Origin of the sequence: Pseudomonas asuensis, assembly GCF_014646755.1 — a bacterium.
In the GTDB taxonomy this organism is placed as follows: Bacteria; Pseudomonadota; Gammaproteobacteria; order Pseudomonadales; family Pseudomonadaceae; genus Chryseomonas; species Chryseomonas asuensis.
In genome coordinates, this window is record NZ_BMNW01000007.1 from 159202 (window position 1) to 181952 (window position 22751).

The following is a 22751-nucleotide window of genomic DNA, read 5'->3' on the forward strand; positions in this document are numbered from 1 at the left end:
CGAACAGACCAACCTCTTGGCACTCAATGCGGCAATCGAAGCTGCACGGGCAGGGGATGCGGGGCGCGGCTTTGCTGTAGTGGCGGATGAAGTAAGGGGTCTGGCTCATCGTACCCAGAGTTCGGCGCGGGAGATCCAGGGCATGATCCAGGAGCTGCAAGCCGATGCAAGTGAAGCGGTTTCTACCATGACCGAAAGCCAGCGTTTCAGCGAGGAGAGTATGAGCATTGCTCAACAGGCCAACGAGCGGCTGAGTTTGATAGCCGATCGCATCACCGATATTGATGGCATGACTCAATCGGTAGCGGCGGCAACAGAAGAGCAAAGCGCAGTGGTGGAGTCGCTTAACGTCGATATCTCTGAAATCAACTCACTCAACCAGCAGGGCGTGGAAAACCTGAACTCGACCCTGGGTGCCTGCCATGCCCTAGAGCAACAGGCCAATCGCCTGGAGCAGCTCGTTTCAAGCTTCAGGATCTAGTACAGGAAGTCCCGTTTACCTAGCGGGGCTTTTTAATATCCATATGCTGTAAGGTGCAACTCAGTTGCTACCAATCTATGCACTGTTTTCGTGCAGGTTGCACTCATTGTTACCATTGTAAGCACATTTAAGGTGCTTATATTTGCTCATGATGAAACCATTCAGCAGTAGAAAATCAAGAAGTACGCTTCAAAAGTAAGCATATTGTTAGAATTTCGCTTCAAAACGAAGCGAGTAAGGAAGAGTGCTGATAGCTGGCTCATATATTGCTCCCTGAAGATTTTTCCGCTTTAGGTAGCACCTATGAGCCAAGCACATAATGAAAACAGCCTTTCTCCAGCTCTAAAGCCCCGCCATGTCACTATGCTTTCAATCGCCGGGGTAATTGGTGCTGGTTTATTTGTAGGATCCGGTCATGCTATTGCAGCTGCAGGCCCAGCGGTTTTACTGGCTTATGCCTTAGCAGGCACATTGGTTGTCCTGGTTATGCGAATGTTAGGTGAGATGGCTGTTGCCTCACCGGATACAGGTTCTTTTTCTTCCTATGCACAGCGTGGTATCGGGCGTTGGGCAGGCTTTACCATTGGTTGGTTGTACTGGTGGTTTTGGGTACTGGTTATTCCACTTGAAGCCGTGGCAGCCGCCGCTATTCTGAACTCCTGGTTTCCTGTAGTGGCCACGTGGCAATTTGCACTTGCCATTACCGCTCTTCTTACTATTACCAACCTGTTCAGTGTTGCCAAATACGGTGAGTTCGAGTTCTGGTTTGCGCTACTCAAGGTAATGGCTATTGTCGCCTTTATAGCGCTGGGTGCATTTGCTCTGGCAGGTGGTTTACCGGGACGAGAGGTCAGCGGCCTAGGGCGTTTGATGGAAATGACCGGTGGGTTTATGCCCCACGGTTTCGGTGCTGTACTCGGTGCCTTGCTGACTACGATGTTCAGCTTTATGGGGACTGAGATCGTAACAATTGCAGCGGCTGAGTCCAAAGATCCTTCCAAGCAGATCAGTAAGGCGACCAATTCGGTCATCTGGCGTATCGCCCTGTTCTATCTGGTCTCAATTTTCCTGGTTGTTTCCATGGTCCCATGGAACGACCCGCAATTGCCTGTCGTAGGCTCCTATCAACGCGCCCTTGAAGTAATGTCCATTCCCAATGCCAAGTTGATTGTGGATATTGTGGTACTGGTTGCCGTTGCGAGCTGCCTGAACTCGGCACTGTATACCGCTTCGCGTATGCTGTTCTCCCTAAGCCGACGTGGTGATGCGCCCGCAGCAACAGGACGTGTTTCGGCAAACGGCGTACCCCGTGCGGCAGTTCTGGCCAGTACCGCTGTGGGCTTTATGAGCACCATTGCGAATTACACCATGCCGGAAGCTGTTTTTGGGTTCCTGCTGGCCACTTCTGGCGCTGTCGCACTGTTGGTTTACTTGGTTATTGCCGCTTCGCAGTTGCGCTTGCGCCATAAGTTGGAGTCTCGGGGCGAAGCGATCGAGTTCCGCATGTGGCTGTTCCCTTACCTGACATGGGCCGTCATTATTTTCATCGTAGGTGCGCTGACCGTCATGCTGTTCAGCGAGGCACACCGTATGGAAATCATGGCGACGGGCCTTCTGGCCTTGATCGTAGTGGCCATCGGCAATGTGGTAGGCAAGCGCAATGCTGCTGTGGCTCAGACACCTGCAGCGACCGTTTAAAGCCGCTGAAAGGCGGTTAGGAAATCCCTGAAATAAAAAGCCAGAATCGGAAACGATCCTGGCTTTTTATTTATGCAGTTTGGCTTAGCGCCAGCTGCTCAATCATTGATAGGCCATAGCCCTACAGGATTGCGCCTCCCTGACCCATAAGCACATCGAAAAGCAGCTTGATATTCAACGCGACGATCAGAAGGGCGATGAACCATGCCAATGCCGCCACGCCACGGCTGATAGCAAAGCTGCCCATCAGTTTGCGATCCGATACGAAACGTACCAGCGGGATCACCGCAAAAGGTAATTGCATGGACAACACGACCTGGCTCAAGACCAGCAATTTGGCAGTGCCGCTTTCTCCATACAAAATGGTGACGGCAACGACTGGAATAATGGCCAGTCCGCGGGTGATCAGTCGACGGGCCCAATCTGGCAGACGCAGGTTGAGAAAGCCTTCCATCACGATCTGACCCGCCAGGGTTGCGGTCACGGTGGAGTTTATTCCTGAGGCAAGTAACGCTACCGCAAACAGTATCGAGGCGATACCTACCCCTAGCATGGGGGATAAGAGGTGGTAAGCCTGATCGATTTCTTCGACGTCCGTACGCCCGGCCTGGTGAAAGACAGCCGCTGCCGTAATCAGAATGGCTGCATTGACAAACAGGGCTAACATAAGGGCAATGGTACTGTCCGCTACGGCCCAGCGGATGCCCTGGCGGCGGCCCTCTTCAGTCCGCGCATAGGCACGTGTTTGCACAATGGACGAATGCAGGTAAAGGTTATGCGGCATGACAGTCGCACCGATAATGCCTATGGCCAGGTACAAGGCTTCCGGGTTTGTCACAACCTCTGCTTGAGGCAAAAAGCCCTGAAGGATCTCACCTATTGCTGGCTGGGCCAGCATCATCTGGATGCCAAAGCAGGCAAAGATGATCGTCAGAAGAGAGATGACGAATGCTTCCAGCCAGCGAAACCCACGGCGCATCAGCAGCAGAATGATGAAGACATCTGCTGCGGTAATGATCGCTCCCCAGACCAAAGGGATGCCGAACAGCAGATTCAAGGCAATGGCTGTACCAATGACCTCTGCTAGATCGCAGGCAATGATTGCCACCTCACAGGCGATCCAGAGCAGGAAGTTGACTGGCCTTGAGTATTGACGACGACACGCCTGGGCCAGATCCAGACCTGAAGCGATACCCAATCGTGCTGCCAGTGCCTGGAGCAGAATGGCCATGAGGTTGGACAGCAGGATCACTGACAACAACATATAGCCAAACTTGGAGCCGCCCGCGAGATCGGTTGCCCAGTTGCCCGGGTCCATGTAGCCCACGGACACCATATAGCCGGGACCCACAAAGGCCATCAGCCGACGTAGCCAGTGACCAGTTACAGGAACAGGCACGCTGGCGTTCATTCTCCCCAAACTGGGGCGCGGTTCTTCCTGGGCACCCCAAGAGGATGCTGCATAAGTAGCCGACTCTTTCATGTAATGAGCGCTCGCAATGGTTGTACAACGTAATACATATGAAACTTAGCCTAGGCTAAGTTTCCAAGCACGGGCAATAAAACTTATCTATTTCAAGGATTGACTATTAAAAATTTGGGTGTTGCGTAGGCAATCGGTCAGAATAGGAAGGCCCTACCTGTACGTACGGGGCACTTGATTCATTCTGGAGAATGCGTGGTGAACAAAGTTCGAGGCGAAGCGGTATCGATGAAACCCCTGATAGAGGCTTCCGTGCATATGGAAGGCTTTCAGCAGGTGCGCGAGGCGCATCGACAGGAGCTCATTGAAGATTACGTCGAACTGATTTCCGATCTGATTCACGCCCATGGCGAGGCACGTCAAATTGATATCGCGACCCGCATAGGCGTTGCCCAGCCTACAGTGGCGAAGATGCTCAAGCGGCTCGTTACATGCGGCTATGTTGTTCAGAAGCCTTACCGCGGTATCTTCCTGACGCCGGAAGGGGAGGCGCTTGCACAGGCCAGTCGAGAACGACACCATATAGTCGAGTCTTTTCTGCTGGCCTTGGGCATCGATCCAAGTGTTGCTCGACGCGACGCAGAGGGCATCGAGCACCATGTCAGCCGCGAAACGCTAGACGTCTTCCGTCGCTTCGTCGAGGCCAACCGCACCTGAGCACAACGTTCAGGTCAGATCGTGCAGCGGCTTACCTAATGCCGGTTCGACAGTAAAGCATGAGAAGGTAACCTCCAGTCCGGCGCGCTCGGGGGTACAGCAAAAAGGGCCGACCTCTACTGCACTGGAGCTCGGGAAAGAGGCCAGCCTGAGGAGAGGCCAACGTTGAGCGTCCAGCGAATATTGGATTCTCAAGGCATTGTCCTTAAGGGTTGCCCTGAGCCAAAAGGTATCAGGTTCGCCCGGCAGGCTACCTACCGCCCAGTCTGACTGACCGTGCGTCAGCACACTGCCAATGAGTCGCTGGCCGTCACTGACCTCTAGACCTGCTTTACACCAAGTGGTGTCGTCCAGACGGATCATGAGTCCTGCCTGGTCATAAAGCTCACTGAAGCGACCTTCTACTTTTACCGTAGCAGTGAACTCAGCTCCGGCATTGACATGAAACCAGTGTCCGGTGTCTCGAATAAAGCCATAGTATGTCTCGCGCCAGAAGTCGGTATGGGCATCTGTCATGACGCACAATCGATCGTTCTCAAGAGTCCATTGACCGGGCTCGTTCAACCATTCACAGCGATTCCACATGGCATGGGTTCCGATATCTAGATTGATTGATAGCGGAGGCGATCAGCCTCGCCGATTTCCCTGACAACCCGGCATGGGTTACCTACTGCAACCCTATGGGCCGGGATGTCCTTGGTCACAACGCTGCCGGCACCGATAACAGCCCCTTCCCCAATCGTCACGCCGGGCAGGACGGTAACGCCCCCACCAATCCAGACGTTGTCGCCAAGGGTAATGGGTCGTGCATACTCCAGACCCTGGTTTCTGCGTTCCGCATCCAACGGATGGCCAGCCGTATAAAGGCCCACATTAGGCGCAATGAATACATTACTGCCAATGCAGACCTTGGCGCAGTCCAGAATGACCAGGTTTACATTGGCGTAGAAGTTTTCGCCCAACTCAATGTTGTAACCGTAGTCACAGTGGAAAGGTGTCTCGATGATGAGGTGCTTGCCCGTTTTGCCCAGCAGTGCTTTTAAAATACGTTCTTTGCCCTCAAGGTCTCGAGGGTCCAGATGGTTGTATTCATGCACTTTAACCTTGGCTTCCAGGCGCTGGTGGATAAGCTCGGCATTGTTATTGGCGTCATAGAGCAGGCCGGCCGCGGCTTTTTCACGCTCATTCATGGCAGGTTCCCTTGATCTGATTGGGGGTAGATGCTCGGCTTCCACGTACGGCAGGAGCCAGCAGGACCGTAGTCGCTACCAGTACCAGCACCACGACCATGGCCATGCGCAATCCATAGGCTTGTCCGATAAAGCCCAACGAAGGTGGGCCAATCAGAAAGGCGAGATAGCCTACCGTTGCAACGGCTGCGACCCGTTTGGCGGGTTGTTCGCCAGACTCGCCAGCAGCGGAAATACCCACAGGAAAACCCAACGACGCACCCAACCCCCAGAAAAGGACGGAGGCCGCCGCCAGCACAGGATTATCCGAGAAAGACACCAGAGCAATCCCCAGCGCGCCAGACACGGCACTGGCACGAATGACCGCTTCGCGACTGAACCGCTGAAGGATGTAGGTCCCTGAAAAGCGGCCTATTGTCATGGCAGTGGTAAAGCCTGCATAGACAAGCGCACTGGAGGCGGGATCAAAGCCGTGTCCATCGACCATCAAGAGCGGCAGCCAGTCGGTCGCTGAGCCTTCTGCAAGGGCAAGCGCCAGAACGATCAGGCCGATCATGATCAAGGTCTTGTCTTTCCAGGGTTTGAATGGCGCAGTAGTAGGTTGCTGTTCGGCGCCTTTGGCTGTAAGGGTCTGCCCTGTCCCTGAAGGAATCGCAAAACAAGCCCAAAGGCAGGGTAGTAAGGTTGTAGCGCCCATAAGGATCAGGTGCCAGAAGACCGAAAGCGAAAGATAGGTAAGGCCCAGGCTGATCAGTGAGCCTACCAGCGTCCCGAGGCTGAAGCAGCCATGTAACGCTGGCAGGAGAGGCCTGCGTGTCGTGGTTTCAAGTTCGGCCCCCTCGATGTTGATCGCAATATCCGAAAGACCCATTCCCAGACCAAAGAGAAGAAGTCCAGCAAAGACACCCATTGCCAGCGAGGCGGTAGAGGCGCCAGCAATCGCTAAAAATCCCAGGTATACCAGGACGAACCCGACAATGATGACCGGACGGGTTCCAAAACGTGTTACCAGGCGACCTGATGCGAGTACACCCAGCATGGCGCCTAAGGACAAGCCAAACAGGATCATCCCCATTTCGCTGGTCGAGGCATTCAACAGGTCACGGATATCGGGCGTCCGGGTTACCCAAGAGGCCAGCAGAAGTCCGGGGATCAGAAACAATACAAAAAGAGCAGTACGTCTACGTCGAATCGCGGAAGTCACAGATTTACTCCATGCCAGGTAAAACGAGAATCAAGGCTTATGTGTACGTTCGTACACATGGTAGCCTGTTCGTTCCATCCGTCCACCCGACAGGCATCCTTCCATTGCCTTATTTTCTGGAGACTGACACGGCATGCCCTCAGAACGACGCCTTGACCCGGAACGGAAGAGTCGCATTGTCGATGCCACGCTCGAGGTCATTGCGCGAGATGGCGTTTCTGGCGCGACTCACCGACGCATTGCAGCGGTGGCCGATGTGCCATTAGGGTCGATGACCTATCACTTTGATGGTATTGAGCATCTGCTTGAAGAAGCATTTACCCGCTTCGCCTTATCCATCTCTGTCAAGTTCGATGAATTGTTAGGGGCGGCCAAAACCCCGGAACAAGCCCAGGAAGCCGTAGCGGATGTGATCTGTGGGGATTTCTGGAGTAAAGACAACGGACGGGTACTGACCCTGTGCTACGAGCTTTACGCCTATGCAAGCCGTAACCCCAGCATGAAGTCGATCATGCAGGACTGGATGTCTCGTAGTCAGCGGGCATTGTCACAGCATTTCGACACGCGTACGGCTATAGCACTTGATGCACTGATCGAGGGGTTGACCATTCACCGCTCTGTTGAACGTGAGCCGACGACACGCGCTGAAGTGCTGAGAATCATCAGGCTGATCGTCGAAGGATGAATGCTCTTATGAAACCAGGATTCGCTTGCACGATATAGTTAATTATATTAACTATTAGGCGGGATGATAGCCGCGGCTACCTGCGGCCCTTCCTCCCGTATTGCTATTTGACTGCTCCGACAATAAACACAAGAAGGATGCACCATGAAGCGAACCGTTACCCGTAACACTGCGGCAGTTGCCAGCTGCCTGAGTGTTTTGATCCTTACTATTCCCCTCGCCAACGCAGGATCTGAAATCTCATTGCAAGGTAGCTGTACCTCGCTGGCGAGCAGGCTAGCCCAGCTTGATAACACTCTGATCGACAGCACCAAACGCATCGATGCGGGTGAACTCAAGGTAGGTGGGCGCGATATTGGCGCTCATTGTCTGGTCCAGGGACGTATGAATCCCCGAACCGGTATCGACGGAGCCGCTTATGCCATTGGTTTTGAAATGCGCTTACCTCTGGCATGGAACGGTCGATTTTTTTATCAAGCCAATGGTGGGTTGGATGGGAGTGTTGTGACGGCTACCGGTGGTCTGGGTGGCGGACCGGTCACCAATGCCCTCGACAAAGGCTTTGCCGTATTAAGCGCTGATGCAGGTCATACGGCGCCGCAGAACGCTACGTTTGGCATCGATCCGCAAGCCCGGCTTGACTATGGTTATAAGGCGGCCATGGTGCTGACGCCCATGGCCAAACAGACGTTACACATTGCTTACGGTGCCAAGCCTGAACACTCCTATTTTGGTGGGTGCTCCAATGGCGGTAGACATACCTTTGTCGCCATGAACCGGCTGGCCAGTGAATATGATGGCTTCCTGGCGGGAGCGCCTGGTTATCGGCTTCCCTTGTCGGCGGTCGCCAGTATTTTCGGTGCGCAGCAGTATGCAAAGGTCGCTACAGACCCTAATGATCTGTCTACCGCATTTACTGCCCAGGAGCGCGCCTTGGTTGCACAGAGGGTGCTGGCACGCTGTGATGCACTGGACGGCGTAGTGGATGGGCTCGTGCAGGATTATCCGCGCTGCCAGCAAACCTTTAGTCTCTGGAGGGATGTACCAACTTGCAAGGGTGAACGCAACGGCCAATGCCTGAGCCTCGCCCAGAAGCGTGCCATCGACCCCATTTTCAAAGGCGCTACAACGCGTACAGGCAAACGGTTCTACGCAAGCTTTCCTTACGACAGCGGTCTTGCGACCGATGATGTGGCGTCTTGGGAATTCGAATCGCCTATCAGCCGAGACTCATTGGCGGTGGGTATTGTATTTGGTGTGCCACCCATACCCCCTGCGACCTTTGACGGAAAATCGCTGGCGCTCAACAGCGCCATTGACGACCTGCTGGCACGAATCACGCGCTCCAATGCGATTTATACCGAGTCAGCCATGCGGTTCATGACGCCACCGGACCCCACTCGCCTGGAACTGCTTAAACAGCGGGGAGCCAAGGTAATGGTGTATCACGGCGTCAGCGACCCCATCTTTTCGGTCGACGATACCGTAGCGTGGTACAAGGGGCTCCAAAAGGCCAATCGCGGCCAGGCAGAGCGGTTTGTCCGTCTTTATACTGTGCCGGGCATGGGCCATTGCCGAGGAGGCCCTTCGACTGACCAATTTGACATGTTGACGCCCCTGGTCAACTGGGTTGAAAAGGGCAAGGCACCGGATCAGGTCATTGCAACAGCACGAGGCGCAGGAAATGCCGGTGGAGTGAATGCAGATGTACCGGCAGACTGGTCGCCTGCGCGGACACGTCCACTTTGTCCCTATCCACGTATCGCCCTGTACAACGGAACGGGTGATATAGAGTCGGCTGCAAGTTTCAGTTGTCGAGAGCGGCCCCGTGGCTTGTCTGGAAAGACGGCGCTGTAAATAGGTAAACGCGCTCCGAAGTGATCTTCGGAGCGCTATTGGCTTACTGGCCGTTGCTTGCCATTTTCAAGGGCAGACCACAGCGTGCATTGCTGGTGCGCTGCAGCAGATGGGGTGGCCACATGCCGGGAATGGGGTGAGCCAGGCGTATCTTCAGAAACTCCGTAGCATCCGCCGCCCGTTCACGGCCGCCGCCACCAGGGAAGTTATTGTCATTGACGACCAGAAGTGTGCGCTCATCCAGCGGCAGCACATCTTCAATGGTGACATAGGGAAACGTAAATACATTCGAGCCATCACCGTTCAGGTCATCCGGATCATCCAGGCGCATCAAATCGACGAGTTCGGTTTTACGCACCACACCGCCATTAGGTACGGCGCGAATATCGATCAAATAGATCCGCTTGAACGGTACGCCATTGGTTGCAGTGCCGCCATTACGCTCAATCACCAGAAAGCGATTATCGTCGATGGCCGTCATATCACCAATAGCATTGCCTGCCGCCTGGGTGCGGTAAAAGTAGGTCACGCCCGTAAAGCGTTCGCGATCAATATCAAACTCATTAATGCGCAGCTGATTGGCTGGATCCCCCGTGACAGGCTTTTCCAACAAGGCATAGAGCTTGTCGCCGCGTGGATTGATTGCCATGCCCTCAAACCCACCGGAGCCACCCAGATTAGCTGTCGCTTTACCGGAAACCACATCTTTGTTTTCAGGGGCGTAAACACCGGGGAGTGGGATTTCACTCCGGAGTACTGTTCCAGAGGCGTCTGTCTTAACCAGGTAGGGGCCAAACTCATCGCCAAACCAGAACGCACAATTCTTGTCACGGCGTACGGACTCTACATCCAGATCGGCACCGGTAAGCAGGCGTGAGAACTGAATAGCGGGATCCACTTCGGGATTGGTGCTCTTGTTGTAGTAGTGAGTGTAATCCGCCTGGATCGGCATGGTTAGTTTGCGGTTGACGTCATTCAACGTAATCCGGGAAGGCTCTGTGAAACGTGCCAAAGGCATGCCGGTCAAGACGTTGGTTGCTGTAACCGTACCCGTACCACCACGGCGCGTCTTGAAATCAACCTGGGCACTGTATAAGCGCAGCAGGGTATCGGCGGAATTGGCCTGGGTACCAAAGCCATTATCTGTCAGGAACAGAAAATTGTTTTCGTTAGCCCCTGGCAGCACGGCCGAAAACCCCTGTACGGGCTGGCGGCTCTGGTAGGGTGGCAGGAAGGTGCCATATGGATTCGGGCTGATAAATTGACCCGACGTAGGCCCATCGGAAAACGTAGCGGGCGGCATGACGGCCCAGCCAACCAGTGTGTTGTTAGAAGAAGCCAGCGCATGTGTGGACAGCGCAGCCGCCAGCGCGACCCAAAGAGGCCGAACTTTTCTCATTGTTATGTTCTCCGTTCAGGAAGTGAGATGCACTGGCAGCCAGCCTATACCGGTAGCTCCAGTGGTGCTTGAGCACAATACGGGGCGAGTGTGTCAGGGATATGGCATCGAGCTGCCTGGTTAACAATCCATTGACGGCTACTTCAACAGTGGAATGTGTGGACGCTAGGCTCATGGTTTAGCCCTGGGCGTTAGGCCATGACACGCTTGCGGCCCTAATTTCGATGTGAAACATAGCCGTGGCTAAAAAGATTAGCTCTATCTATCTGATAGACTTGATAAATTTCTTTGTGTATTGTTGCGGCTTCTTTGGGGAGTAGCCTGCTTTCGAGCGCTTCGAAAGTGTTTATGTCAACATTCTCGGCATGCATGCCGTGGCATAAACAACCAACCGGTTGGCGAGACCATTGATGTATCTGCGTTCAGGATCGGGCGCGTGGATATGTCATTGGACGTTAGCCTGATCGGTACGGAAATCGTGAATCCAGCTGCTCTCGTCTTACTCGCTTTAGCCATGTCTACGGATGCTTTCGCCGCTGCGGTGGGAAAGGGTGCCAGCCTGCATAAGCCCTGTTTGAGAGAGGCCCTGCGCACGGGTGCAATCTTTGGCACCATTGAGGCGATTACGCCTGTTATCGGATGGGCAGCCGGCCTTGCTGCCGCTCAATTCGTTCAGCAGTGGGATCACTGGATCGCGTTTACGCTTCTGTTAGGCCTTGGGCTACGCATGATCTGGGCAGGCCTGGGCGATGCGGAAGAGGTCGAGGAAAAGCCTAGTCAACATTCGTTCTGGGTACTCGCCATTACCGCTGTTGCCACCAGTATTGATGCCCTGGCGGTGGGCGTTGGGCTTGCTTTTATCAACGTCAATATTATAGGTGCCGCCCTGGCGATCGGGTTGGCAACCATGATCATGGTGACTATCGGGGTGATGCTAGGCCGAGTAATGGGTACAGTCATTGGTAAGCGGGCCGAGATCATTGGGGGAGTCGTACTGATCGGTATTGGGTCGGCTATTCTTTATGAGCATTTGACATCGGCCACTGGCTGAGCCGGCACGGTAACCCGTTTTTCAAGATAGCTCTTTTCAGCGTTCAGATACCAGAACGCCCAGGGTCATGAACTTGGGCGTTCTGCTTTAACACAAAGCGATTGTTGATAACGTCAGCCATTGCTGCTGGCGTTCCAACCTATCTGATTAGCGCTGTACGTTAGGGAAGCGCTGTTTCAGGTAAGCCTCTACTTCATTGAAGTTATAGCCTTGCTCTTTAGCCTTGAGAGCAAGGTCTGATACGCATTTTGGGCTTGGCGCATCTGCTGCTTCATCTTTACATACGTCAGGTTGGGCCTGAGTAATGTATTCGCTAACAGAGGGCCTGGGCTTGACGGCATCGCCATCAAACGATTCGGAATGAGGCAGGATGAACTTGTTCACCACGATGGCAAACAGAATTCCCAGGATGGCAAGCGTTATGACGTACGTAGCCGTAATGCGTTTACGCTTGGGGACGTTCTCTAACTTGCTCAAATCAGAACTCCTTTTAAAGGGATCGATAACATTTTCCTTCAGATACAGTTTAGTAACTCGCTCTGGACCAGAAGTTCAGCACGTTATTCAGGAAGAAGTTGATCAGAATCAATACTGTGTTGAAGTATTGACCAGACGGAAAAGGTGTAGTGGGTTGGTAACCTTTTACCCCGTCAGGTTTTCCACTTATAAAGTGAATATGCTTGTGGATAATTCTGGCTAGGCCAGACGTGGTAAGGTCTTAGCGGGGTTGGTTAATTTTTAACCAGTTGCTGGCATTGTTAATCCCATGCCATGGGACGCTGGGTTTCTTTGGTCAAGAAAGGACTGCTGAATGTGCTCTGGAAGGGAAGGATCTTCCCGCCTCGCATCCCCCTTGTTTCCCGATTTTTCCAGGCGTCCAAATGAAACGCCCCCGTAATGACGGGGGCGTTTCATCAGCTGCGGTGGCATTTAGACCTTGGCGCTGCGTTCCTTGATTTCCTGGTGCAGAATGCGGTCGTTTTCGGAGTAATCGACCGGGCAATCGATAACATGTACGCCAGGCGTATTTACGCAGCGCTCGACCAGCGGAGCGAAGTCAGCTGCGCTTTCCACACGGTGTCCCTGAGCGCCATAGCTTTCGGCATAGCGGACAAAATCCGGGTTGCCATAATCCAGACCGTAATCCTCAAAGCCCATCTGCGCCTGCTTCCAGCGAATCATGCCGTATCCGTCATCACGCAGGATGATGACCACAAGGTTCATCTTCAGACGTACTGCAGTTTCCAGCTCTTGGCTGTTCATCATGAAGCCGCCATCGCCGCAGACAGCAACAATAGGCGTCTGCGGATGAACCAGGCGTGCAGCCATGGCAGAAGGCAGTCCCGCACCCATGGTTGCCAGAGCGTTATCCAGCAGCACGGTATTGGGCATGTAGGCCTTGTAGTTACGGGCAAACCAGATCTTGTAGATGCCGTTGTCCAGCGCCACGATGCCGTCCGAAGGCAAAACCTTGCGCAGGTCTGCGACCATACGCTGCGGGTACATCGGGAAACGGTCATCCGTAGAGCCTTCAGCAACATGGGCTTCGTTGGCTTCGCGGATGGTGAGCAGACGGTCGAAGTCCCAGGTCGGTTGAACCTCAATGGCTTCCTTGATCTGCCAGATAGCATTGGCAATATCACCCACCACTTCTACCTGCGGGAAGTATACGGGGTCGACTTCTGCCGAACGGAAGTTGATGTGGATGACCTCTGTACCGCCACGAGCCATGAAGAACGGTGGTTTTTCGATGACATCATGGCCGATGTTAACGATCAGGTCAGCCGATTCCAGCGCACGGTGCACAAAGTCACCAGCCGACAGTGCCGCGTTGCCCAGGAAACCGGGGTGGCGCTCATCGACCACACCTTTACCCATCTGGGTGGTAATGAACGGAATACCGGTCTTTTCGATCAACTGCCGTAACACGCGCGCCGTCATTTTACGGTTGGCACCTGCACCGATTACCAGCACCGGGCTGCGTGCATGTTCAAGTTTGGATACAGCAGCCTGGATGGCCTTGTACTCGGCGATTGGTCGACGGGTCAGGCTTGGGGGAATCGGCGTGCTTTCGGTTTGTTCGGCTGCGATGTCTTCCGGCAGCTCCAGGTGAACCGAGCCGGGCTTTTCTTCCTCGGCCAGACGAATCGCCTCACGAATACGCGAAGGGATATTGTCGGCAGAAGCCAGCTGGTGGGTGTACTTGGTAATTGGGTCCATCATGCCGCAGATATCGATAATCTGGAAACGGCCCTGTTTGGACTTTTTGATGGGCTTCTGACCGGTGATCATCATCATCGGCATACCGCCCAGGTAGGCGTAGGCACCTGCAGTCACAAGGTTGGTAGCACCAGGGCCCAACGTTGACAGACACACGCCGGTCTTGCCAGTCAGACGACCATAGGTCGCCGCCATGAATCCGGCGGATTGTTCGTGACGTGTCAGGATCAGTTTGATCTGGCTGGAACGGGAGAGCGAGTCCAGCAGGTCCAGGTTTTCTTCCCCAGGAATACCAAAGATGTATTCCACACCTTCGTTTTCCAGACAACGTACGATCAAATCAGAGGCCTTGGCCATCACTTTTTCCTTCAGGTAGGGCAGTTAGAAAAGCTCCGACCCAAGGGTGCAATGCTGATAGTGATTTGTCCATGCTACAACGGCTATAGAAGGACAAATTTAGTAAAAAAATCCACTTTTTTGCAAAAAAATTGAGCGCGCCTAGCCAAAATGTAGTGGTTTACGCTTTGAACTACATTTAGCGTAGCTCTGCTTCTTACAGGCAAAGAGGAAGCTGCACGGTAGGCGCCGCAGTATCCTGTTCAATTGTCCGATAGCCTAAGTTTGCGTCTGTAGATCAGTGGTCTGGAAGTCGCTAGGAACAATATGGCTTGTCTTTGGCTCAAGACGCTACGGCCAGTACTGCTACGATCGGCCAAGGCGGTGGCTTAAACTCCATGCGCTTCACGCAGAACGGCAACAACAATGAACTCTTTATCGATCAAGGTGCGATATCAGGCTCCATTACCGGACGCTCTAGCGGAAACCATAACGGTGCAGATGTCAGGCAAGCGGATTACCTGACATATACAAGCTACGCCCAAGAGGGTGACGCCAACATCTTAACGGTTAGCCAAAACGGCAATCGTAGCCAAGCCAGTCTGACGAAGCTTGGTACTTGCGATGAAATTACATTGTCGTAGGCTGGTTCAGGAGAAATCTTCTACGATATGGGCAATGCAGCAACCGTTTTACAAAATGGTACTGCCAACATTGCTGGCATCAATCAGCGGATCGCTGATTCGAGTCTGGCTGGGCACGCAGTTACAGTGAATCAGGCCGGTACTGGAAACACCGCAACGGTCGTCTAACGCTAACGATTATCCTGGTTAAGTTACGTCTATTCCCGCCCAGACTATTCCTTGAAATAGGCAGTTCTGCGCACGCTTACACATCCAGTCACTTTCGCCGCTATTCTTGGTTTGGCGCCTACGCCTGTTGCCTGACACACTAAGCCGTGATCAAGCTCATATGAGGTAAAAGCCGATGCACCAAGCTTGAGGTGTCAGCGCGTTTTTAAAAAGCTGACCTAAGCCATCGCAGAGTCTCTCTTGCATCTGTAGGCCTATTTAATCGAAAGATCTGGCAGTGGCCAAGACACTACGGCCTGCCTCGCGAGGTGTTTAAGAATTATTACATGTAATAGTTGAAAATACTTACATGTAAGCATTGCGTTACCTTAAATTAAGGCGTAGATTTCTTACATGTAATGAGTCTGGGAGGTCAGATGCCTCGCAAGAAACCACTGGATGATGCTACGGCCAAGGCAGGCTCTGGCAAGGGTAAGACGACTGCTGATTATGTCCGTGAGATGCGGGCACGGCTACGTGAAGCGGGCTTGGTAAAGCGTGAGTTCTGGATTCTTCCTGAAAACGTGAACGCTCTTCGGGGCATTGAGAAAGCGCTACGGCAGCCCTTTTTGGGCGAGAAAGTCAAACTGGAGAACTTTATGACTGAGAACACCCATTGGACTATCAGCTCGCTGCACAAGGCCCTGGCCGAGCTTGAAGCCGTTGAAAAGGGCGAGATCGCTCTGGCCGTTGCTGAGGGTTCGGTGCCTAGCATCAAGCTCACCATGACCGAATATGGCGATTTACCGATTTATCTAGCCGTATCCGGTGACCAGGTTCTTGTTGATGCCACGCTGTTCGAAGCCAGCAAGGTTAAGGATCCAGTCGAATTCAATAATCTGTTGCTGCGTAGCCGAGACATGTTTCCGCTGTCCTCGGTGGGTATCGAACCGGTAAATGATACAGAGATTTATTGCATGTTTGGCAGCCTGAGCGCTGCCTCATCACTGACTGTTATCGTCCAGGAAATTTACACCCTGGCGGAAAACGTAATTCGTGCGGCTGAAGCCTTCGAAGACCACATCAAGGCTTAACCCTTATTCGTATTGGAGTAAACAAATGAGCATTTGGAAAAAAGTAGTAACCGCTCTTCGCGGTGGCGCCTCTGAAGTTGGTGAGGCTATCGTCGACAAGCAGGCGATCCGTATCCTTGACCAGGAAATCCGCGATGCTGAAGCGGCATTGCTGCGGGCACGCAATGGCCTGGTTGATATCAAGGCCAAGCACAAACTGTCTCTGCAACGTCTGGATGCCTTTAAGAACGACATCCAGAATTGGGAAGGCAAGGCCATGACCGCGCTGGAAAAGGGCGAGGAAGGTTTGGCGACCGAATGTGCCAATAAGGTAGCCGAGATCGAAGCCCAGCGTGAGCAGGAGCAAATTCTGGCGGAGCAGTTTGGCAAGCAGACAGACGCCCTGCATGCTCAGGTCATTAAGGCTGAAGCGCAGATCAAGGGTCTCAAGCAGCAGGTCGAAATGGCCAAGGCGCGGGAAACCGTACAGAAGGCACGCGTTGCCACGGCCGCTGCTACTGGCGGTGCCAATGGCTCTCTGGAAACCGCTGTCGACTCTTTGGCCCGAATCAAATCCCGTCAGGATGAGCAGGATGCTCGACTGCAGGCTGCCGAGGAGCTTGCCAGCGCCGCCAATGGTGGGGATCTTGAGCGTCGTCTGCAAGAGGCCGGCATTGGCTCCAAGACAGGCGGCGGGGCCGATGTTCTGGCCCGTCTGAAGGCCAAGCAGTCTTCCAACTCCGCACAATAAGTGTTGCAGAAGGGCACCCGGATCGCTCCGGGTGCCCTTCTGCGTCAAGAGACAGGTCCATGCGATCAGGAAAATGCCTGCCAGTTATTTTCGTACTGGCCGGGATCATGATGCTAGTGCAGCTGGTGAACACGTTCACGGCGAACAGCCTCATACCTCATGGAATCATTCCACGTACTATTAGCGGTCTACAGGGCATCGCGTTTGCCCCTTTCCTCCATGGCTCCATCAGGCATTTGCTTAGTAACCTCGTGCCTTTTGTAGTACTCAGCTGGCTTATTTCAAATGAAGGCTTTGAGCGCTATGTCCGGGTTCTGGTGCTGATCACGATGCTGGGTGGAATACTGGTTTGGCTGGTGGGTCGGTTCAGTATTCATGTGGGGGCTAGCGGGTTGATCTTTGGCTTGTGGACCTACGTATTGGCACGTGCATGGTTTCAACGCAGTCTTGTAAGCCTTTTGATCGCCGCCATCGCATTGTTTGGTTATGGTGGGTTGATCTTTGGATTTCTGCCGTTGCCAGGTATTTCATTTGAGTCCCATATTGCGGGTGCGATGGCGGGCATAGTGGTCGGTTGGATCATGCACTCGAAGAGATTGCTGGCAAATGCCGGGTGATCTCTACAATAAGGAAACAGGAGGTGCGTTATGAGTTGGATCAAGAGGGCGCTCGGCATGGAGGCGCCACTTCCCAAGGAACGGACAGGTTCTGCACCTATCACTAATGCCAGCCCATTGGGGCTGACGCGTGAGCGGATGATATGCCTGGACAAGTCCTTGAAACTGCTGCTCGACGGCCATTCGCACGTTACCCTTCCGGGCGATGAAAAAGTCTGGGCAGTGGGTAATGTCGACCTTGGCCAATCCATGCGGTTATTGCGTTTCTATCTGGATGACGAAGACTATTTTCTCCAGATAGTCATGAACGGTCCCAGTAACGATGACATTCAGGACATCATCCTCTTTGGCTATCACAGTGTGACCCCAGTCAATAGCAAGGCTGAGCTGCTGAGCCTTTCGGGGCCGGGTGCAAAGCTTGGGATGCCACTTTATGAGCTTGACGGCGAGGAATACGAGCGCCAGTGGGGGACCGAAGATGGTCAAACGGAGCTGACACCTCTACTTGAATACGTGAAAAGCCCGGAGCAGTCTTATCGTATCCAGCATAACTGCATGCTGTATGCGCGTGACATTGGGCTGGTCAATCGTCGGGAGTTTCTGCTCCTGTCGGTGGAGGAAGACGAAGAGGGTGTCATCTCGTTGTCGACTGCCGTGGGCGTAACGCTACAACCTACTGATCTTCAGGTTCTCTGATAAGGAAATCCCTATGCTAGAAGCACTTCGCATATCCCTTAACGCTGGCGCAGTCATGGGCTTTATTGCTTATATCGCTGTCGCCGCTCTTCTGTTTGCCCTCTTTCAGCTTATTTACACCCGTCTTACGCCACACAAGGAATTTGCGCTCATTCGCGAGGGCAATACCGCGGCTGCCATTGCCTTGGGCGGCTCGCTGATTGGTTTTGCGTTGCCGGCAAGCAATATCATTGCCTATAGCGTGAGTATTCTGGACTTCGTGGTCTGGGTTGTTATTGCCGCTGTCGTTCAGCTTTTGACCTTTCTCTTCACCAGCCTGGTGGTAAAGGACCTGTCCGCTCGGATTGGCCGGGGTGAGACGGCTGCTGCGGTGTATTCAGCCTCTGTTGCAATCAGCATCGGCTTTATCAACTCCGCCTGCATGACGCCTTCGGTCTGAGCCAGGAGTATTCATCGATGAGAAAACGCAGCTCCGTCAAACTGGTACTGGCCAGTACCCTGCCGCTTGCGCTGGTCGCCTGCGGCAAGGCGCAAAATACTCAGACGTACAGCGCCAGTCAGAACTTCAGCTCAGTCCAGCAGTGTACCGAGGCCAAGATTCCGGTGGATATCTGTTCGGACGCCTATATGCAGGCCATGGCTGACCACAAGCGCATCGCGCCGACTTATGATGATCAGGCCTCCTGTGACGCCGACTTTGTACCCGGCTACTGCCAAGCGGCATCGGATGGCAAATACATGCCTAAAATGGGCGGATTTGAACTTGCCATGTCTGGAGATCTGCCCAAGCAGGCTGTTGAACAGGCCAATGCCCAGAGTGGTGGAGGCGGTGGGGGCGGTCACCTTAACGGCATGCTTATGGGGCTTCTGATAGGCAACATGCTAAGTGGCTCGGGCAGTAACCACTATTATTCGCAGCCTATCTATCAGGGGCGGGACAACCGAGGTAATTATTATAACTCGACGCTTTCGCGTCAGATCGAGCAGGGCAAGACGTTCAGTCGCTCGACACAGGCCCGGACCAGTCCTAGCAACACCTATAACTCATCTACCCTTGGCAGGAGCCTGAACAGAAGTTCGAGCGGATCGGGCTCTGCAGTATCCTCGACTATCTCCCGTGGGGGGTTTGGCAGTCAGGCTACGGCCCGTAGCGGTTGGGGCGGCAAGAGTAGCGGTGGATATAGCAGTAGCTAAGGAGTGCGGGCCATGAAAAAGATCAGCATCGAAGAGCGTCCGGGCTGGCGCGAGACCCTGGAGCGTGAAGGCTTTAATTTTCACACGATTGACGGTGAGCGTTACTGGGATGAGCGTGGCTACTACCTGTTCACCGAGGCCCAGATCTCTAACGATCTGGAGCAGCCGACCCGGGAATTACACGAAATGTGCCTGGATGTCGTTGATCGGGTGGTCGACAGCGAAGAACTACTTGAAGGACTTGCCATTCCGCCGGCTTTTTTCGATCTGGTCCGCAGCTCCTGGAAAGAAGGCCACCCGCATCTGTATGGGCGATTCGATTTTGCCTATGACGGAAGCGGGCCGGCCAAACTTCTGGAAGCCAACATGGATACGCCTACCTCGCTACTCGAAGCGGGGTCCGTACAGCTGTTGTGGCTTGAAGACCAGATCGCCCGCGGCGTACTACCCGCCGAGGCGAATCAGTTCAATACTATCGCCGAAGATCTGGTAAGAGCGTTCGCCGCGTTCCCTGCTGGCGGCGCGTTCTATTTCTCTGCAATGTCGGGCTCGGTCGAAGACCGTGGCACGACAGACTTTCTACGCCGTATGGCTGCCCATGCCGGTATCGATGCCCGGCACATCAACGTGGAGGACATTGGCCTGACCGCTGAGGGGCGTTTCGTAGACCTTGAAGGGCGCTGGATTGAGCGGCTTTTCAAGCTTCACGCCTGGGAGCACATCTTCAGCGAGGAGTTCGGCCGGGCCGTGCCCGCGTGCGATACACAATTTGTAGAGCCTGCATGGAAATCCATAATCAGTAACAAGGGCATCCTGCCGTTGTTATGGCAGTTCAACGAGGGGCATCCAAATCTGTTGCCCTGCATTGTTGATACCGATCCCCGAGCACCGGTGCCTAAGGGGTGGGTGCGCAAACCCTTTTTCTCACGTGAAGGCGCCAACATCGAAATCCGTACGGATGATGATCAGGTCGTCAGGGAAGATGGTCCCTACACCGATGCGCCGTACATACTTCAGGCCTTTTCACCACTGCCCCGCTTTGGTGACAGCTACACGCTGATTGGCTCCTGGGTGATTGCCGACGTGGCCTCAGGCATTGGCATTCGGGAGGACGACAGCCTGATCACCAAGGATTCCAGCAGGTTCCTACCTCACGTAGTACTGGGTTGATCACCACGGTTTACCCCAGCGTGTAGTGCCCAGCGCTTCTATCGCTCACTGTTAGTTCTATCGGTGAGCCGGTAGCGAATGAGATAGCAACTAAGCAAAAGCCAGGCGCATGAGTATTACTTGTGCCATAGCGCTTTATTGCATCGCTCCCTTCTGTGAGTCCGTGCACCTACCCAGTAGTCATCTGCTAGTGCCTTGTTGCCGGTGCACGGTTTAGCGCTCGATAGAGCACTGTCCAACGATCCTGCACTGTACTTACATCACGGTCTGACCGAAGAAAATAGCCGTGTCATTGTATTTTCATCGTGAGGGTTTCTCATAAGCGAGTTTATAAGGATCGGCTTTTGCTCAAAGGGCTCCGCTACATACGGACGGTAATTTCCCAAGACAAATCCGAGCCCTATATCCATGCCTCAACCAATGTCCAGTCTAACCAGTAGCGAGTTTTGCGTCCTGTCTACGTAAGCTCATGTAGTCACTGACTTTTCTGGTTCACTACTAGAAGGAATTGGCAATGACCGTCAAGACTGTAAGTAATGCCGACGCTAACTCGCAAGCAGGCTCAGAGTCGGGCAAGGCCTGGGATCAGGCTGTAGAGCAAGCTAAAGAAGTAGGTATCCGCTGGGAACGTCCTGAGGGAGACACCCGTTCAGCCCAGGAAATCATCAACGACACCCCTCTGCTCAAGCATTTGGGTAACCAGAGTGGCGTCAAGGATAACCTCAAGAAGCAAGTCGGTGATTTTGAAAAAGATGCTGACGCTGCCTATAGAGCAGCCCAGGTACTTGAGCATGTTGTGAAGATCGATGAGAAGGGCAATCGCATCATTGGTGACAGCAATGTCGACAATGATCGAATCGATGGGTTTACTAAAAAGGGTGAGGCGCGACACGGCACCGAAGCCGGGCGTCTTCAGGATTTCGGTAAAGAAGGGTTCTCTTTTCTCAAGGGAGAACTTCACCAGATATCTACTGCCAGTGACAACACCAAAGCCCGTGAACAGGCAGAGGCACTGGGTATCAAGTGGGAGCGTCCGGAGGGCGATGATCGCTCGGCGCAAGATATTATCGACTCCAACCCCCTGCTCAAAAACCTGGGAAACCAGAGTAGCGTCAAGGACATGCTTAAGGAACAGGTCGGCGATTTTGAAAAGGATGCCAACGCTGCGTACCGAGCCGCACAGGTACTGGAGCATGTAGAAACCCTGGACGCATCGGGCGAGAAGATTGCGGGAAAGGATGTTGGCAACGGTAGCATCGACGGCTTTACCAAGAGTGGCGAAGCGAAGCATGGCACTGAAGCAGGCCGTCTACAGGACTTCGGTAAAGAGGGCTTTGCCAGTCTGAAGGGCGAACTCAAGAATCCTGCATCGGTAGCCGATGACAAGCAGGCCCGTGAGCAGGCGGAAAAGCTGGGGATCGTGTGGGAGCTGCCCCCAAATGACAAGCGTTCGGCTCAAGATATTATCGACGGTGATCCACTGCTCAAGAACCTGGGAAATCAGAGCGGTATCAAGGATATGCTCAAAGAGCGGGTCGGTGATTTTGAAAAAGATGCCGATGCTGCCTACAGAGCCTCACAGGTCCTTGAGCATATCGAGCGCTATGACGGTGAGGGCAAGACATTGTCTGGAGGCGATATAGGCGATGGCAAAATCAATGGTATTACCAAGGATGGCGAGGCGAAGAACGGTACCGAAGCGGGCCGCCTCCAGGATTTTGGTAAATACGGTTTTTCCAACCTCAAAGGGCCAGAGCTTACCGAAGAGGGCAAGATCGATTTCGCTCGTGAAAGCGCAGGCCTGCCTCCGGATAAAGAGACGGACGTAGTCAACCTGGAAACTACCACGACAGACCCTACCGACAAAAATCGCAAGCTTACGGTGAGTGAGCTGACATGGCAGAACCTGCTCGCCGATTGGAAAACCGGTATTGAAAACGGCAGCATCGCCAAGGACGATGACCGTGCCAAGCTCTATAACGCCTTACGCGCCCAAGGTGCCAGCGAAAACGGACTGGATATGGTCGTGCTGGATATGTCCATGGGGCAAAGCACTGCCAAGGTGAGCGGCAAGGACCTTTCTTCGATTATTGACAAGACCAAGGTCGACGAGCAGGTCGCCCAGCTGTTTGGCTCTGAAAGCGTTCAGAAAGATTTCCAGGCCCAGCAAGGCAAGGCGCTTGACGCACTGCCAGACA

22 protein-coding genes, 1 pseudogene and 1 riboswitch are annotated in these 22751 nt (G+C 53.7%); of the genes and pseudogenes, 16 read left to right on the top strand and 7 right to left on the bottom strand.

The genetic code is table 11. From position 1 onward, the window contains the following. Both IEX86_RS25060 and gabP read left to right on the top strand, forming a co-directional pair. On the top strand, window positions 1-481 hold a 481-nt coding region (locus IEX86_RS25060), incomplete at its 5' end, for a methyl-accepting chemotaxis protein (protein WP_229685376.1). A gap of 303 nt (window positions 482-784) precedes the next feature. Further along, window positions 785-2179, top strand: coding sequence for a GABA permease (gabP, locus tag IEX86_RS16040; protein WP_188867145.1), 1395 nt, complete (start codon window positions 785-787; stop codon window positions 2177-2179). A gap of 121 nt (window positions 2180-2300) precedes the next feature. Here the strand turns inward: gabP and IEX86_RS16045 are convergent, their stop codons facing one another. Further along, entirely contained in the window at window positions 2301-3662 is a 1362-nt protein-coding gene (locus IEX86_RS16045; RefSeq protein ID WP_188867146.1) for an Nramp family divalent metal transporter, read from the bottom strand. Between the two features lie 198 nt (window positions 3663-3860). On the opposite strand from IEX86_RS16045, the gene mntR reads away from it, so the two are divergent. Further along, window positions 3861-4319, top strand: a complete 459-nt coding sequence (mntR, locus tag IEX86_RS16050; RefSeq protein ID WP_229685377.1) for a manganese-binding transcriptional regulator MntR — start codon at window positions 3861-3863, stop codon at window positions 4317-4319. Window positions 4320-4328: 9 nt separating this feature from the next. Here the strand turns inward: mntR and IEX86_RS16055 are convergent, their stop codons facing one another. The 3 genes from IEX86_RS16055 to IEX86_RS16065 are packed head-to-tail and all read right to left on the bottom strand — an operon-like array spanning window position 4329 to window position 6713. Beyond that, window positions 4329-4904 (bottom strand): DUF1349 domain-containing protein, encoded by a 576-nt coding sequence (locus IEX86_RS16055; protein ID WP_188867147.1) that lies wholly within the window; start codon window positions 4902-4904, stop codon window positions 4329-4331. A gap of 17 nt (window positions 4905-4921) precedes the next feature. Further along, entirely contained in the window at window positions 4922-5509 is a 588-nt protein-coding gene (locus IEX86_RS16060; protein WP_188867148.1) for a sugar O-acetyltransferase, read from the bottom strand. Beyond that, window positions 5502-6713, bottom strand: coding sequence for an MFS transporter (locus IEX86_RS16065; RefSeq protein WP_188867149.1), 1212 nt, complete (start codon window positions 6711-6713; stop codon window positions 5502-5504). The genes IEX86_RS16060 and IEX86_RS16065 overlap by 8 nt, the downstream gene beginning before the upstream one ends. A 133-nt stretch (window positions 6714-6846) precedes the next feature. Here IEX86_RS16065 and IEX86_RS16070 point away from each other — a divergent pair, with 133 nt between their 5' ends. Together IEX86_RS16070 and IEX86_RS16075 are read left to right on the top strand one after the other, a co-directional pair. Then, the gene (locus IEX86_RS16070; RefSeq protein ID WP_188867150.1) at window positions 6847-7398 is read left to right on the top strand and encodes a TetR/AcrR family transcriptional regulator; all 552 of its coding nucleotides are present in this window, start codon (window positions 6847-6849) and stop codon (window positions 7396-7398) included. A 144-nt stretch (window positions 7399-7542) separates the two neighbouring features. Beyond that, a complete protein-coding gene (locus tag IEX86_RS16075; RefSeq protein ID WP_188867151.1) occupies window positions 7543-9255 on the top strand; it encodes a tannase/feruloyl esterase family alpha/beta hydrolase in 1713 nt (570 codons plus the stop codon). Window positions 9256-9298: 43 nt separating this feature from the next. Here IEX86_RS16075 and IEX86_RS16080 read toward each other — a convergent pair whose 3' ends face one another. Continuing rightward, window positions 9299-10654 (bottom strand): esterase-like activity of phytase family protein, encoded by a 1356-nt coding sequence (locus IEX86_RS16080; RefSeq protein ID WP_188867152.1) that lies wholly within the window; start codon window positions 10652-10654, stop codon window positions 9299-9301. Window positions 10655-10958: 304 nt separating this feature from the next. After that, window positions 10959-11123, top strand: a riboswitch (yybP-ykoY riboswitch). 9 nt (window positions 11124-11132) lie between these two features. Between IEX86_RS16080 and mntP the strand changes: the two genes are divergently transcribed. Continuing rightward, the gene (mntP, locus tag IEX86_RS16085) at window positions 11133-11705 is read left to right on the top strand and encodes a manganese efflux pump MntP (RefSeq protein ID WP_188867284.1); all 573 of its coding nucleotides are present in this window, start codon (window positions 11133-11135) and stop codon (window positions 11703-11705) included. A gap of 147 nt (window positions 11706-11852) precedes the next feature. On the opposite strand, the gene IEX86_RS16090 is transcribed toward mntP, so the two are convergent. Beyond that, on the bottom strand, window positions 11853-12182 hold the full coding sequence (locus tag IEX86_RS16090) for a hypothetical protein (RefSeq protein WP_188867153.1): 330 nt from the start codon (window positions 12180-12182) through the stop codon (window positions 11853-11855). Between the two features lie 453 nt (window positions 12183-12635). Then, a complete protein-coding gene (locus IEX86_RS16095; protein ID WP_188867154.1) occupies window positions 12636-14282 on the bottom strand; it encodes an acetolactate synthase large subunit in 1647 nt (548 codons plus the stop codon). A 311-nt stretch (window positions 14283-14593) separates the two neighbouring features. Between IEX86_RS16095 and IEX86_RS16100 the strand changes: the two genes are divergently transcribed. The 10 genes and pseudogenes from IEX86_RS16100 to IEX86_RS25495 form a co-directional block, all read left to right on the top strand. Continuing rightward, window positions 14594-14905, top strand: a complete 312-nt coding sequence (locus tag IEX86_RS16100; RefSeq protein WP_188867155.1) for a hypothetical protein — start codon at window positions 14594-14596, stop codon at window positions 14903-14905. Between the two features lie 27 nt (window positions 14906-14932). After that, complete coding sequence (locus IEX86_RS16105) at window positions 14933-15073, top strand: hypothetical protein (protein ID WP_188867156.1); 141 nt, start codon at window positions 14933-14935, stop codon at window positions 15071-15073. 416 nt (window positions 15074-15489) lie between these two features. Then, window positions 15490-16146, top strand: a complete 657-nt coding sequence (locus tag IEX86_RS16110) for a YjfI family protein (RefSeq protein ID WP_188867157.1) — start codon at window positions 15490-15492, stop codon at window positions 16144-16146. Between the two features lie 25 nt (window positions 16147-16171). Next, window positions 16172-16876 (top strand): PspA/IM30 family protein, encoded by a 705-nt coding sequence (locus tag IEX86_RS16115; RefSeq protein WP_188867158.1) that lies wholly within the window; start codon window positions 16172-16174, stop codon window positions 16874-16876. A gap of 59 nt (window positions 16877-16935) precedes the next feature. Then, window positions 16936-17493: a rhomboid family intramembrane serine protease gene (locus IEX86_RS16120; RefSeq protein WP_188867159.1), complete on the top strand. Its 558-nt coding sequence runs from the start codon at window positions 16936-16938 to the stop codon at window positions 17491-17493. Window positions 17494-17523: 30 nt separating this feature from the next. Then, window positions 17524-18189 carry a DUF2491 family protein gene (locus IEX86_RS16125; RefSeq protein ID WP_188867160.1) on the top strand — a complete coding sequence of 222 codons (666 nt, stop codon included), beginning with the start codon at window positions 17524-17526 and terminating at the stop codon, window positions 18187-18189. 13 nt (window positions 18190-18202) lie between these two features. Further along, entirely contained in the window at window positions 18203-18628 is a 426-nt protein-coding gene (locus IEX86_RS16130) for a DUF350 domain-containing protein (protein ID WP_188867161.1), read from the top strand. A gap of 17 nt (window positions 18629-18645) precedes the next feature. After that, window positions 18646-19383, top strand: a complete 738-nt coding sequence (locus IEX86_RS16135; protein WP_188867162.1) for a DUF1190 domain-containing protein — start codon at window positions 18646-18648, stop codon at window positions 19381-19383. A 12-nt stretch (window positions 19384-19395) separates the two neighbouring features. After that, window positions 19396-20553 carry a glutathionylspermidine synthase family protein gene (locus IEX86_RS16140; RefSeq protein ID WP_188867163.1) on the top strand — a complete coding sequence of 386 codons (1158 nt, stop codon included), beginning with the start codon at window positions 19396-19398 and terminating at the stop codon, window positions 20551-20553. A gap of 514 nt (window positions 20554-21067) precedes the next feature. Then, window positions 21068-22372, top strand: a pseudogene (locus tag IEX86_RS25495) (type III effector HrpK domain-containing protein); the annotation flags it as partial. Window positions 22373-22751 lie beyond the last annotated feature (379 nt).

Coding starts and splice junctions, on each gene's coding strand:
- gabP (WP_188867145.1), top strand. CDS start 785: ATGAGCCAAGCACATAATGAAAACAGCCTTTCTCCAGCTCTAAAGCCC.
- IEX86_RS16135 (WP_188867162.1), top strand. CDS start 18,646: ATGAGAAAACGCAGCTCCGTCAAACTGGTACTGGCCAGTACCCTGCCG.
- IEX86_RS16120 (WP_188867159.1), top strand. CDS start 16,936: ATGCGATCAGGAAAATGCCTGCCAGTTATTTTCGTACTGGCCGGGATC.
- IEX86_RS16075 (WP_188867151.1), top strand. CDS start 7,543: ATGAAGCGAACCGTTACCCGTAACACTGCGGCAGTTGCCAGCTGCCTG.
- IEX86_RS16125 (WP_188867160.1), top strand. CDS start 17,524: ATGAGTTGGATCAAGAGGGCGCTCGGCATGGAGGCGCCACTTCCCAAG.
- IEX86_RS16060 (WP_188867148.1), bottom strand. CDS start 5,509: ATGAATGAGCGTGAAAAAGCCGCGGCCGGCCTGCTCTATGACGCCAAT.
- IEX86_RS16055 (WP_188867147.1), bottom strand. CDS start 4,904: ATGTGGAATCGCTGTGAATGGTTGAACGAGCCCGGTCAATGGACTCTT.
- IEX86_RS16045 (WP_188867146.1), bottom strand. CDS start 3,662: ATGAAAGAGTCGGCTACTTATGCAGCATCCTCTTGGGGTGCCCAGGAA.
- IEX86_RS16105 (WP_188867156.1), top strand. CDS start 14,933: ATGGGCAATGCAGCAACCGTTTTACAAAATGGTACTGCCAACATTGCT.
- IEX86_RS16115 (WP_188867158.1), top strand. CDS start 16,172: ATGAGCATTTGGAAAAAAGTAGTAACCGCTCTTCGCGGTGGCGCCTCT.
- IEX86_RS16080 (WP_188867152.1), bottom strand. CDS start 10,654: ATGAGAAAAGTTCGGCCTCTTTGGGTCGCGCTGGCGGCTGCGCTGTCC.
- IEX86_RS16095 (WP_188867154.1), bottom strand. CDS start 14,282: ATGGCCAAGGCCTCTGATTTGATCGTACGTTGTCTGGAAAACGAAGGT.
- IEX86_RS16130 (WP_188867161.1), top strand. CDS start 18,203: ATGCTAGAAGCACTTCGCATATCCCTTAACGCTGGCGCAGTCATGGGC.
- IEX86_RS16110 (WP_188867157.1), top strand. CDS start 15,490: ATGCCTCGCAAGAAACCACTGGATGATGCTACGGCCAAGGCAGGCTCT.
- IEX86_RS16070 (WP_188867150.1), top strand. CDS start 6,847: ATGCCCTCAGAACGACGCCTTGACCCGGAACGGAAGAGTCGCATTGTC.
- IEX86_RS16140 (WP_188867163.1), top strand. CDS start 19,396: ATGAAAAAGATCAGCATCGAAGAGCGTCCGGGCTGGCGCGAGACCCTG.